Origin of the sequence: Herbaspirillum sp. NPDC087042, from assembly GCF_044745245.1 — a bacterium.
Taxonomy (GTDB): Bacteria; Pseudomonadota; Gammaproteobacteria; order Burkholderiales; family Burkholderiaceae_D; genus Herbaspirillum.
In genome coordinates, this window is sequence record NZ_JBIUZW010000005.1 from 289475 (window position 1) to 301193 (window position 11719).

Consider the following 11719-nt stretch of genomic DNA (forward strand, 5'->3'; position numbering starts at 1 on the left):
CATCCCGGGCTTCTGGCGCCCCTTCTGTCGTCGAGCGATCGGCGTTAAGGTTGGGGCGCTGGCATGACTCTGGCAAAATGTCGGAAATTCACCCGACGACTTCCTCATGGCAGCCCCTGAAAAACCATCCCGTACCCTTGCCAGCCAGACTCTCTTCAGGGGGCTGGATATCATTGACGCCGTTGCAGAGGGGGTCGTCACCGTCGCCACCATCAGTGCGCGCACTGGTATCAGCCCCAGCACGACACATCGTCTGGCCTCTGCGCTGGTACAGATCCGCTACCTCAAGTTCGAGCCCCGCAAGGGCTACAGCCTGGGCAGCAAGCTGATCGAACTGGGCTTCCAGGCACATGAGGAGAGTGATCTTCTGGGCGTGGCACGTCCGATTCTCGAGACGCTGTCGGCGCAGACCCTGGATACGGTTCATCTCGCCGCACTGGAAGATGGCGCCGTGATCTACCTCGACAAGCTGCCTGGTCAACGTACCGTGCGTGTCAGCTCTCGCGTTGGTGGGCGCAAACCGGTAGCAACGACTGGCGTGGGAAAGGCATTGCTGCTGGATAGATCGGAAGAGCAATGGAAAGAGCAGTTCCAGCTCGATCGGGAGTATCTGGGCAAACTGTCCTGGACCGCCTGGCTGAAGTTGATGCGTGCCTACGCCAAATCGGGATATGCATTCGATCTCGGAGAAGATGAACCGGTAGTGCGGTGTGTCGCAGCCCCAATTCGTGATGTCAGTGGCGACATCATTGCCGCCATCAGCGTCTCCAGTGCCGTCGAGTACATGGATCCGGCACGCATGCAGACACTGATTCCCATCGTGGTCAAGGCAGCGCAGAAGATCAGCGCTGAAATTGGCGGTGGACGGACCAGCCCTCCTGCTCAAACAGGCTTTCTCCGTGAGCTGAAAAAACGGAGAGGCTAGGCACCTCTCCGCTTTCTGGGATGCCGGATCGGGTATCCCTCACCTGCTCGTCAGTGTGCAAGGAAGTCCAGGACCATGCGATTGAACTTATCCGCATGTTCCCACTGCGCCCAGTGACCACAACGGCCGAAGATGTGCATCTCGGCATGTTGCAGGCCTGCCACCAGTCGAAGCCCCGAATCCAGGGGGACGAAGCGATCATCCCTGCCCCAGATGACCAGGGTGGGTGAGGCAATCTCACTCAGGCGATGTCCATAGTCGGGGAACTGCCGGGGATTGGCCGAGAGGCTCTTGACGAAGTTCTCCAGATGGTCCGGGCGCGAGAGGAGATTGTTCAGGCGAGTCTGGATGAGATCATCGGTGAGGCTGCTGGCGTCATAGACGAAGACGTTGAGCATCTTCTTCAGGTTCTCCATCGTAGGCTCACGATAGACGGCCTGCAACAGCTTGATCCCCTCGGTTGGCATCGGAACGAAGGGGCTATGTCCGCCCGTTCCTCCTCCCATCAACACCAGTTTCCCGGTGCGATCAGGATTGGCGAGGGTAAAGGCGACTGCCGTGTGTCCTCCCATGGAATTGCCGATCAGATCGGCCTTCTGGATATCCAGTGTATCCAGCAGCCCCTTGAGAGCACGCGCATTGAGGTCGGAACGCGAACCGGTACAGACCACGGAATCACTTGCTCCCCAGCCGGGAAGGTCGGGGAGCAGCACGCGGTAGCCTGCTTCGACAAACGCCTGTACGTTGGCGTTGAAGTTGGACCATCCGCTGGCCCCTGCGCCAGAACCGTGCAGCATCACGACGGCGCCATTGCCTTGACCGGCTTGGTGGTAGTGGAGACGGAGCTCCTTGCCGCCCTCGATATATGTGAAAAAATGGCTGCTCATAGCAGGGCTATTCTGAATCGTGCTCATAGGAATCCTTCATTCAAATGGATTTGCTGTTGAAAGCGCGGGAAGGCTGCATGGACCCGCGCGAAAAATTGCTCAGCAACATCAGTGCGCTGATCGCTGCAATGGCAATGACAGGGATGCTGGCCATGACCAGCATCGTCGGGCTCTGTCCCAGAGCGAGAAGCTGACCTGCGATCAAGGGGCCCACGATGGAACCGACGCGGCCGACTGCGATTGCTGCGCCCACACCGGTGCCACGGATGTGAGTGGGATAGGCTGCGCCAGCCAGCGCGTACAGGGCGGACTGTGTCCCGACCAGGAACATTCCGGCCAGTAGTCCTCCCACCGCGGTCGAGCTGCTGCCAGTGGCCGCTGCAAGGACGCAAAGGGAAGCCGCCAGGCCGACGTACATGCCGATGACCGTAGGCTTGCGCCCAATGCGGTCCAGGAGACTGGCGATTCCCACGGCGCCGAGCGAGCCGCCGATGTTGAACAACATCTGCACCTGCCCAGCCTGCATCGGCGACAAGCCGCGATTCATCACCATCGAGGGCAGCCAGTTCATCAGGAAATAGAGAACGATCAGCGTTCCCAGATAGCTGATCCAAAGCGCGATTGTCGTGGCTGCACGTCCGCCCCGCCAGAGCGCGGTGCTTACGCTGGTCGCGGAAACATCGTCCTTCATCCTGGCCTGGGCGCGAAAGTCGACGGTCTCCTGCAGGAACACGGCCAGCAAAGGCAGTATCAGTAGGGGGCCCAGACCGCCGACATAGAAGATATGGCGCCACTCGCTTGCCCCGGGGCTGAGGATGCCGATGGCGGCAGCAAAAGCCGCGCCGAGCGGAACGCCGCAGTACATGGCGCCAACGGCAGCGCTTCTGCGTTTAGGTGTCGCTGCTTCCGCGCAAAGGGCAATCAGGTTGGGCATGGCGGCGCCCAGGCCAAGGCCGGTCAGGAAGCGCGCGGCCAACAGGCTGTGTAAATCCCAGGCCAGGGTGGTCACCATGGAGAAAATGCCGAAGACCGCGACGGACAGGACCAGCACGCGCTTCCGGCCGATGCGGTCCGCCAGCCTTCCGCCGATGGCTGCACCGGGTAGCAGACCGAATGCGCCGATGCTGAAGGCCCATCCCAACTGGGCGACCGCCAATTGCAGCTCCTTGCTCATGCGAGGGGCCGCAACACCGGTAGATTGCAGATCGAGGCCTTCCAGTAGTGCTACCAAAAAACATAGGCCGATGGTGATAGGCCCGACCTTCTGTGGTTCGTGACCAGTGTCTGTATTCATTTTCCGTCTCCGTTGTCGTTATTCAATGTGTCTTCCAACAAATTGATGGATACGCTCTTGTCGGCGTGTCCTTTTGATTGCTACTTGTTCGTGTTGCCTGTGCCGGGTGTGCTTGACGGCAAGCGTCCTTGGGAGCGGCTGCCGCAGGCAATGTCACCCATGCGTCGTGCGTCGCACTGGTGGGGCCTCCGTTTCTGTTCGATGGAATCGAGATGGATTGCAGGCGCGCGAGCTAGTCACTGAAGACGGCACGTACGCTACCCAGGCCATCGATGTGTGCCACATAGGTTCCTGGTTCAGTGACCGCCACCATGGGGCCGAGCGCTCCGGTCAGGACGATGTCGCCAGCACGCAGAGGCGTGCCGAGCTGTACCATGCGATCGGCCAGCCAGACTGCAGCATTCAGGGGATTTCCAAGGCAAGCCGAGCCGGTACCGCGCGAGACTACTTCGTCTTCTTTCTTCATTTGCATGGTGCATGCGGAAAGATCGAGTTCGCTGAGCGGAACGGGGCGACTTCCCAGTACGAACATGGCGCTGGATGCGTTGTCCGCGACCGTATCGGTAAATCTGATATCCCAGTCGCGCACGCGACTGTCCACTACCTCTATGGCTGCCACGGCATAGGCGGTGGCCTCCATGATGTCGGCAAAGGTATGTCTGCTGGCACTCAAGTCTTGCTTGAGCACGAGCGCAATTTCGGCTTCCACCTTCGGCTGGATCAGCGAGGACAGGCGCAACGGCTGATTGTCGCCATAGGCCATCGTCGCAAACAATGTGCCGAAATCGGGTTGATCCACGCCCAGTTGCCTCTGCACCGCCATCGAGGTCAGACCGATCTTGCGGCCGACGATACGTTCTCCTGCCGCGCGGCGCAGATCCACATTCGCCTGCTGTACTGCATAAGCAATGGCTGCATCGGTCTGTCCGATGTCATTACGCAAGGGTGCCACGGGAACGCGCTCGCGCTCGGCCTCACGCAGGAGGACCGCGAGCTTTTTGATCAGGTCTTGATTGGACATGTGTGCTTCCTTATCGCTGTGTATGGCCATACATCTGGCCGAATCCGGCAATCCACTCGGGAATGGGGCGGTAATAGGTGATTTCCGATTGGTAGGGACCGCTGGCGGCAAGCGCTCCAAAGGCCGCGATCCAGGTACGGATCTCATGCGCGGACTTGCCGCCATCGCGCTCGATCGCGGCGTTTGTGAAGCCATCCAGCGCGCTTATTTCTCCGCTCTGAAGCAAGGCGAGGAAATGCTGGTCCCAGGCGGGATTGAGTGGGTGCAGCTGGCTATCTCCTGCCGCAAAGGCTTTTGCCGCAGCGATCGTGCGTGACTGGCGGGCGTCGCGTGATGCCGGTGTCGGATTGCGCCCGGCAATCAGGCGCTCCGCCACGATCTCGTCAGCACCAGCAATCTGCGGTACGGGGGGCTCGTGCGAGATTCCACCGGAGCCAATCAATAGGACACGCTTGTCGATACGTGCGAGATAGCGCCCGATAGCATCCCCCAGCAAGCGGGAGCGGCGGCATGTGGCCATGGGCGGTGCGACCGAATTGATGAATACCGGTACTACGGGATAGCGGGAGATTGCCCCCGTCAGGACGTCGAGAGCCTGTGCACATCCATGGTCGACCAGCATGCGATAGGAAACCGCCACATCGATATCTGCCGCCAGCGAGGCATCGGCCAGGGCCAGTGCGGCATCACTATCGACCGGCAATGGGCCGGCGGGGCTATTGAAGTCGCCCACTGACGTCGCGTGCACGCCGATGCAGAATTGCGGCATGAGGTCATAGAAGAACCCGTTGTAGTGGTCGGGCGCAAAGATGATCACCAGCTCCGGATCAAATGCCTGTATGCGAGAGCGTGCGGCATGCTGTATCGCTTCAATCTCGCGTAACACGCTGGGAGCGGGATCAACGTAGCCGTGCAGTGGCGTGTGCGAGATGCATTCAAGATGTACGGTCGCCATTCACACCTCCGCCGCGATCGTCATGTCGACTGGATCTTTGCTGCGATCCCGTTGCGCAACCAGCTCGGGATCCGGCATCGACAGCTTCTGGCTCAGACGCTGGATCGTTTCCGAAATGCGTTGTGGACTGCACAAGGCTGCGACGAATCGGTCGGGGCGCAGAACGATGACTGATTCGGGTACCGCGGCAAACCAGTCCTTGAGCCGGCCGTCGACATCCCCAAGGGCCATGGCCTCATCGGGGACATCGTCATGGAACTGCAACTGGCAATCGGGTTTGACGATGACAAAGCAGCCGCCGAGTTTCTTCCAGAGGGCACGCGCGCTGTCGGACATGCCGAAGGTCGGGTTCGCGCCCCAGGCGACGATGGCAAACCGGTTGCCAATCGCATCGTCCAGACGAACGACCTTGCCGTCTTGCAGCCTGACCTTGGGTTGAATGAACATGCGCCCCACTGGCGTCGATGCCGATGGGTCACGACCGTATGCCAGGCGTCCGATCCACGATGCACGGTTCTCGCTCATCAGGCCGAGCAGTCGACCTGGTGCGCTGTGCCCGGATCGTGCCAGCAAGCGTGCGATCATGCCGTTTTTCCTGGGGGTGGCAGAGGAGAGAACGCCGCCTTGCTCATATCGGGGCATGGGCTTGAAACGCATTTCGACCACGTAGCGTTTGAGGGAAGGTATTACCTTGAATGCACTCACCAGGCGATCACGGGCCCACGACCCGAGGCGGCTGGTCGGCGCAAAGATGTCGCCCGCCACTTCCGACAAGTGGATCATCGAACGCGCATGCGCACGCCGCTCCATCGTGTAGGTATCCAGCAAGCCGTCTGCTGCCTGGCCTTTCATGACTGCAACCAGCTTCCAGCCAAGATTGCTGGCGTCGCGGATGCCGCTGTTGTATCCCTGGCCCTGCCAGACGGGCATGATGTGGGCAGCATCACCGGCCAGGAAGACACGCTTGACCCGAAAGGTCTGGGCCAGGCGTGCATTGTGCGTATAGACGCGCTTGCGGATGTAATCGACTTTTTCCGGATCGGCCACGACGTGGCGCATCAGGGCAGCCATATTGTCCGGCCTGGACAACTCTTCCTCCGTTTCGCCGGGCATGACCATGAATTCGAAACGCCTGATGCCGTGCGGGAGTGCGGCCGATACATACGGACGTTTGGCATCGCAATGCAAGTAAAGATGCGGCGAGCCGATCGGATCATTGCGTACATCCACGACGATCCACTGGTTGGGCTTGGTTCTTCCTTCGAAGGGCACGTTCAGTGCACGGCGAACCGCACTGTTGCCACCGTCGGCACCGACCATGTAGCTGGCGTGGACGGTTTTCCTGATGCCATCCGGTCCGCTCACTTCAAGACGTACACCCGCATCGTCCTGCGTGAATGTCGAGACCTCATGCCCCAGCAAGCTGGTCACATGCGAAAAGCGCTCCAGGCCCTGGTACAGGATCTTGTCGGCCAGTGGCTGGATAAATGCGTTGCGGCGCGGCCAGCCGAACTCGTCCGTCCTCGGTTCGATGGAGGCGAAACACTCGCCGCGCAAGGTAAAGCGCATCCAGTGATTCAGCGTTGTATGGGGAAGAAGCTTCTCGGCCAGGCCCACCGACTGGAAGACGCGGAAGGCCTCGTCGTCGAGTCCGATGGCGCGCGGATAATCGATGATCTCGGGCAGTTTCTCGATCAGCGTGACACGCACGCCCTGCAAACCGAGGATGTTGGCAAGCATCAAGCCGACCGGACCAGCACCGACAATGGCGATGTCCGTATGAAGTGATTGTGTGCGGTGTGAGGCGCAATCGTTGTCGATTGCGGGTTGGCTGCTAGGGCCCATGGACTGTCTCCGGAATGATTTGCGCGTTCTTTGTGATTGCGTTCTGCAGACAAGTTTAGGTGCGGTATATTTCTCGCTCAACAAAACACGAAGACTGTGCACTTGATGCACGTGATTGATTTATAAGGAGATTTTCTTGGCCATTTATACGAATGTGCGCGGTCTGGCCCGAGGGCTTCAGGTCTTGAAGGCGCTCAATTCCATGGAAGGCGGGCGAGCCACGAGCCAGGAAATCTCGGATCTCACCGGGCTTCACAGGACCACTGTGCGGCGATTGCTGGAAACGCTGATGGAAGAGGGATTCGTACGGAGAAGCAATTCCGATGACAGTTTTCGTCTCACGCTGGCGGTACGCTCACTCAGTGAAGGATTCACGGATGCAGAGCGCATTGCGACGGTGGCGCCGCCCATCATGGGGCGCTTGCTGCAGGCGGTGACCTGGCCATCTGATCTCACCACGCCGGATGGCGACGCAATGATCATTCGCGAAACGACCCACCGGTTTAGCCCGCTGTCCTTTCACCGCGCCATGGTAGGACGCCGCCTCCCGATGCTGCTGACCGCCGCCGGCCGGGCCTATTTCGCCAATTGTCCGGAGATGGAGCAGCATGAAATCCTCGAGTTGCTACGCTCTGGTTCTGGTGGAGAGGAACAGCAGGCGTTCGCGAGGAATGATTCCCTGGTGCGGGCGCTGATCAGGCGTGTGCGTGACGAGGGATTCGGTTCCAACAATGGAGACTGGGCGGCACAGGCAAAGATCGGATCGATTGCCGTTCCCGTATTTGCCGCGGGAAATCTGCGCGGCTGCCTGAATGTGGTGTATCTCACCCGCGCTGTCAGCCCCGCCGAGGCCAGGCGAAAATTCTTTCCTGAACTGCAACGTGCCGCTGCTGACATCGTTGTCGCGTTGCAGGATGATGCCGATTCATGAGTTGGCCAGCGCCTCAGTGTTGTACAGATCAGGCCCGTAGTCACTGGCTGATCCGCACAGCCCTCAGCCGATGACGTTGAAACTCCCTCCCATCTCTTCGTGCCCGCTGCCGCAGAAATTGTCGCAGAGAAAACCGAGATTGCCCGCACGGGGAAATGTCAGTGGTAGCCGGGTGATTTTCCCCGGCACGATATCGGTGCGGACATGCAAGTCAGGGACATTGAATCCATGGACGAAGTCCAGCGCCGTCAGCTCCAGAATGACCGACTCGCCCGGCTGGATGGAAATTTCATCCGGGGTGTACTGGAATTTTCTGGCCTCGATACGGATGATGCGGGGCGCGGCCTGTTCCTTGCCATCGTCGGCGGCATCCGCCAGCAGGCTGATGCCACATAGAACGGCGGCACCGCCGCCGCAGGCAGTGCGCAGGAACTGTCTTCTGCTGCTCATGATTGCCCCTGGGGCAGCGGAAATTCTTGCTGCAGATATTGGTGCTGGCGCGCATCCGCCTGCACCTCACGAAACCCCAGGCCCTTGCCGGGTGCCGCCGGATCCCAGGGCAATGGCGTGCGCCGCTCTTGTGATCCGGGCACCGGCAGCGGGAAGATCAAAGAGCGTGCAGCATGGTGTGAAATATGCGCAGTGCTGTGATGATGCTCCTGGTGGATATGTCCATAAAATACCGTGACATTGGCATAGGGCATCAACAGGGAAATCGCCTGATCGCCGTCACGGGTTGCCCAATCCCATTTCGGTTCGAGGTCAAACAGGGGGCGGTGCGTCAATACGACAATGCGTGCATCCCGATCCAGCTTGTCCAGCTCGCTCTTGAACCAGGCCAGCTGCTCGGTGCCAATCCTGGCACCGGGATCGGAGACGTTGTCGAGCACCAGGAAATGCACGCCCTTGTGCGTAAAACTATAGTGGGTCTTGCCGAAGAATTCCTTGAATGCGGCACCACGATCCAGCGCCGCATCGTGTTCACCGGGCATGAAGTAGACGGGGCCGGCTTTCAAGTCTGCGACGATGTCACGAAACTGCGCCATGCGCTCGCGTCGCTCCTTGGGGTCATCCGTGGTTTGTGTGAGATCACCCGTGAAGACAATAAACTCGGGCGCAATCGGCAAGGCGTTGACCGCGGCCACGGCCTTCTTCAGCGTGTTGGCAGCATCCGGATTGGCCGGGCCACTATAGCCCCAGTGTGAGTCCGACAACTGCACGAAATAGAAGTCCTCGGCACCTGCACTATCGGCTGCCAGTGCCGATCCGTAGAGGCCGGACATGAAGACAGCGCCGCCACCGGCAGCCGTCAGTTTCAGGAAATGTCGACGATTGATCATGTCATGCTCCTTGATAAGGGAATCGTTGCGGGGCTTACTTGTTCGCGGCGTTCGTGGCGCTGCCGGCGTGTTTCAGGTAGGCGATCAGATCGGCGCGATCCTGGGGGGACGCCACCAGAAAGCCCATCTTGTTACCCGGGATGAATTGCTCGGGATTGCGCAGCCATTGATCCAGGGTCTTCTCATTCCAGATCACCCTGGATGCCTTGAGTGCGTCCGAATACTCATAATCGGGAGCGCTCCCTGCCTTGCGGTTGAATACGCCCTGATGGGCCGGGCCGACTCCGTTGTAGGCAATCGAGTGGCAGCTGGCGCAGAGTTGTTGGTAAAGAACCTGGCCATGTACCTCAGGCGGCGCAGCCAATGCAGACACCGGCACCAGCACCAGCAGGGACGGGCACAAGAATGAAACCAGGCGTAGGGATAGGGAGAAAACACCACGCGGGAATAGAATGCCGTTCATGAAAATCACCTTTGCTTCCAGATTGAATGCAGCGCTACACCTTGCATAACTGGTCAAAGGTCCGGAATATTCCCGCAGCAGCCTTTTTTATTTAGATTTTTTTTTCCGCCGGCGGGAATAAACATCGCAGCAATCGCGTCTGTTAGAACAGTGCTGAATCAGCTAGAGGTGAGCATTTGACTCCTGACAAGAAAAACGACCGCTTTGAGCAATTGGCCCTGCCTCATCTGGATGCGGCGTATAGCCTGGCGCGCTGGCTGACGCGCGATGACTTTGCTGCGGAAGACCTGGTGCAGACCGCCTACATCAGGGCTTTCCGGTTTTTCGATCAATTCAGGGGAGACAATCCCCGTGCCTGGATCCTGACGATCGTGCGGCGCACGTTCTACACCTCGCTGCGCGAGCAACGTCAGGAACATGAGCACATCGATTTTGATGAGGCGATACACAGTGGCGGGGAGCAACAGAGCGGGGTTTCCGCTTTTGCCGCCGGCAATCATCCGGAAAACATCGTCACCGGCCGCGACATGCAGCGCATCATCAATGCCGGCCTGGACACGCTGCCCTGTATTTTCCGGGAGGTGGTGGTACTCAAGGACCTCGAAGACCTGTCCTACAAGGAAATCGCGGAAGTGGTCGAGGTACCTGTCGGGACGGTCATGTCGCGTCTGGCCCGTGGCCGAAAATTATTGGGCGAGTTTCTGCAAAAAAATGGTATTGGAGCTGGCGATGAACTGTGAAGAATGTCAACAACACCTGCAGGCCGCCCTGGATGGAGAACTCGACGCGGCGGCCAGCCGCATTCACGAGCAGCATCTTGCCTCCTGCGCCGTGTGCCAGACTGCGCAGGCCGAATTGCTAGGGGTACGGCGCCTGGTGCGCGCCCATGCCAGTCGCCACACCGCTTCGGCGGCGTTGCGTTTTCGCGTGGTGAGCGACATCGAGCAGGCCGCGCCGGCGGCGCCGGTTTCACCCGCCACCTCACCCCGGTCAGCGCTGGAACGGCTATTCGGATATCTGCGGCGCTGGCCGTGGGCGGGTATCAATTTGGGCTTTGCGACGACAGCCTCGGTGGCGTTCGCGGTGGTCTTCTCGTTGTACCTCCAGATGCCATCCGAACAGGACAGGAGCGATCAGGAAATTGTCGCCACGCATTTCCGTTCGTTACAGGTCGATCATCTGGCCGATGTGATCTCCACCGACAAGCATACGGTCAAGCCCTGGTTCAGCGGCAAGCTGGATTTTTCGCCGCCGGTAGTTGACCTGGCAAGCCAGGGCTTTGCGTTGATCGGTGGCCGGCTCGATTATTTCGATCAGCATGCGGCGGCCGCGATGGTGTACCGGCATGACAAACATCTGATCAATCTGTTTGTCTGGCCGGACCAGGTAGTCCGTGGTGGCAAGCTCAGGTCGATCCACGGCTTTCAACTGTTGCGCTGGTCAGATGGTGAAATGGCTTACGCCGTCATCTCGGACCTGAATGGCGCGGAGCTGCAGCAATTCCAGCAGCTGCTGGTAGCGCGCGTCAGTAGCGGCAACTAGGAATAACGGGCCGGAGATTTCGTGCACCGCCGTTAGCGGCAGCAAGGCCCGGTTTCGCAAGACAAAGGCCACCTCTCCGGGTGGCCTTTGCTTTTTCGATTGCATACCGTCGGTATGTTCGATGTTGATATTTAACAATAAAGTCTGTACAGATTTTGGCACAGCAACCCTTGCTAGAGCTAATTTAAGAAATTAGAAAAAATAGGCCAAAGTCTGTACAGAAAATAACTTATAAAACTTCATCAAGCAGTATTTTGAAGCGGCTCCATTTCGGTTATGAAATTCCAGTCGGCTAACGATCTCGGGTGAGATTCGGAATAAAAAGTGAGTCTTAATTCAATTTTTCATTCGGGCAAATCGATGCGAGATGAAGTGGCTGACTTATCTTGGGAACTGCTATTGCTGTGTCAGCAGTGAAATGGCTGTTGATTTGCTCGCAGATTTGACCCTCTCCATTTGACCCACCTTCCATTGCCTGCTGAAGGCAGCCACCCGGTCATACGACCCCTCATATCC

Annotated in this window: 12 protein-coding genes; 4 read left to right on the top strand and 8 right to left on the bottom strand. The window is 58.9% G+C overall.

Annotated elements, in window-relative coordinates; translation table 11 throughout:
• The first annotated feature begins 106 nt into the window (after positions 1-106).
• Positions 107-925 carry an IclR family transcriptional regulator gene (locus ACIPHN_RS09870; protein WP_400435676.1) on the top strand — a complete coding sequence of 273 codons (819 nt, stop codon included), beginning with the start codon at positions 107-109 and terminating at the stop codon, positions 923-925.
• A 50-nt stretch (positions 926-975) separates the two neighbouring features.
• On the opposite strand, the gene ACIPHN_RS09875 is transcribed toward ACIPHN_RS09870, so the two are convergent.
• The 5 genes from ACIPHN_RS09875 to ACIPHN_RS09895 form a co-directional block, all read right to left on the bottom strand.
• On the bottom strand, positions 976-1839 hold the full coding sequence (locus ACIPHN_RS09875; RefSeq protein ID WP_400435678.1) for an alpha/beta fold hydrolase: 864 nt from the start codon (positions 1837-1839) through the stop codon (positions 976-978).
• Between the two features lie 13 nt (positions 1840-1852).
• Complete coding sequence (gene mhpT, locus ACIPHN_RS09880) at positions 1853-3106, bottom strand: 3-(3-hydroxy-phenyl)propionate transporter MhpT (protein WP_400435680.1); 1254 nt, start codon at positions 3104-3106, stop codon at positions 1853-1855.
• A 232-nt stretch (positions 3107-3338) separates the two neighbouring features.
• Positions 3339-4127 carry a 2-keto-4-pentenoate hydratase gene (mhpD, locus tag ACIPHN_RS09885; RefSeq protein ID WP_400435681.1) on the bottom strand — a complete coding sequence of 263 codons (789 nt, stop codon included), beginning with the start codon at positions 4125-4127 and terminating at the stop codon, positions 3339-3341.
• A gap of 10 nt (positions 4128-4137) precedes the next feature.
• Entirely contained in the window at positions 4138-5082 is a 945-nt protein-coding gene (locus ACIPHN_RS09890) for a 3-carboxyethylcatechol 2,3-dioxygenase (protein ID WP_400435683.1), read from the bottom strand.
• Complete coding sequence (locus ACIPHN_RS09895) at positions 5083-6927, bottom strand: bifunctional 3-(3-hydroxy-phenyl)propionate/3-hydroxycinnamic acid hydroxylase (RefSeq protein WP_400435685.1); 1845 nt, start codon at positions 6925-6927, stop codon at positions 5083-5085.
• Between the two features lie 136 nt (positions 6928-7063).
• Between ACIPHN_RS09895 and ACIPHN_RS09900 the strand changes: the two genes are divergently transcribed.
• A complete protein-coding gene (locus tag ACIPHN_RS09900; protein WP_400435687.1) occupies positions 7064-7858 on the top strand; it encodes a DNA-binding transcriptional regulator in 795 nt (264 codons plus the stop codon).
• Between the two features lie 63 nt (positions 7859-7921).
• On the opposite strand, the gene ACIPHN_RS09905 is transcribed toward ACIPHN_RS09900, so the two are convergent.
• From ACIPHN_RS09905 to ACIPHN_RS09915, 3 genes are read right to left on the bottom strand one after another with little or no spacing between them, the layout of a single operon-like run.
• Positions 7922-8308, bottom strand: coding sequence for a cupredoxin domain-containing protein (locus ACIPHN_RS09905; protein ID WP_400435689.1), 387 nt, complete (start codon positions 8306-8308; stop codon positions 7922-7924).
• The gene (locus ACIPHN_RS09910; RefSeq protein WP_400435690.1) at positions 8305-9198 is read right to left on the bottom strand and encodes a metallophosphoesterase; all 894 of its coding nucleotides are present in this window, start codon (positions 9196-9198) and stop codon (positions 8305-8307) included. Before ACIPHN_RS09910 ends, ACIPHN_RS09905 begins: the two co-directional genes overlap by 4 nt.
• 34 nt (positions 9199-9232) lie before the next feature.
• A complete protein-coding gene (locus ACIPHN_RS09915; RefSeq protein WP_400435691.1) occupies positions 9233-9661 on the bottom strand; it encodes a c-type cytochrome in 429 nt (142 codons plus the stop codon).
• Between the two features lie 176 nt (positions 9662-9837).
• Between ACIPHN_RS09915 and ACIPHN_RS09920 the strand changes: the two genes are divergently transcribed.
• Entirely contained in the window at positions 9838-10401 is a 564-nt protein-coding gene (locus ACIPHN_RS09920) for a sigma-70 family RNA polymerase sigma factor (protein WP_400435692.1), read from the top strand.
• Positions 10391-11203: an anti-sigma factor family protein gene (locus ACIPHN_RS09925; protein ID WP_400435693.1), complete on the top strand. Its 813-nt coding sequence runs from the start codon at positions 10391-10393 to the stop codon at positions 11201-11203. The genes ACIPHN_RS09920 and ACIPHN_RS09925 overlap by 11 nt, the downstream gene beginning before the upstream one ends.
• The last annotated feature ends 516 nt before the right edge of the window (positions 11204-11719 follow it).

Bases quoted from the DNA above. Each gene is read 5' to 3' on its own strand.
- ACIPHN_RS09890 (WP_400435683.1), bottom strand. From the start codon at position 5,082: ATGGCGACCGTACATCTTGAATGCATCTCGCACACGCCACTGCACGGC.
- ACIPHN_RS09905 (WP_400435689.1), bottom strand. From the start codon at position 8,308: ATGAGCAGCAGAAGACAGTTCCTGCGCACTGCCTGCGGCGGCGGTGCC.
- ACIPHN_RS09870 (WP_400435676.1), top strand. From the start codon at position 107: ATGGCAGCCCCTGAAAAACCATCCCGTACCCTTGCCAGCCAGACTCTC.
- mhpD (WP_400435681.1), bottom strand. From the start codon at position 4,127: ATGTCCAATCAAGACCTGATCAAAAAGCTCGCGGTCCTCCTGCGTGAG.
- ACIPHN_RS09925 (WP_400435693.1), top strand. From the start codon at position 10,391: ATGAACTGTGAAGAATGTCAACAACACCTGCAGGCCGCCCTGGATGGA.
- ACIPHN_RS09875 (WP_400435678.1), bottom strand. From the start codon at position 1,839: ATGAGCACGATTCAGAATAGCCCTGCTATGAGCAGCCATTTTTTCACA.
- ACIPHN_RS09915 (WP_400435691.1), bottom strand. From the start codon at position 9,661: ATGAACGGCATTCTATTCCCGCGTGGTGTTTTCTCCCTATCCCTACGC.
- mhpT (WP_400435680.1), bottom strand. From the start codon at position 3,106: ATGAATACAGACACTGGTCACGAACCACAGAAGGTCGGGCCTATCACC.
- ACIPHN_RS09910 (WP_400435690.1), bottom strand. From the start codon at position 9,198: ATGATCAATCGTCGACATTTCCTGAAACTGACGGCTGCCGGTGGCGGC.
- ACIPHN_RS09895 (WP_400435685.1), bottom strand. From the start codon at position 6,927: ATGGGCCCTAGCAGCCAACCCGCAATCGACAACGATTGCGCCTCACAC.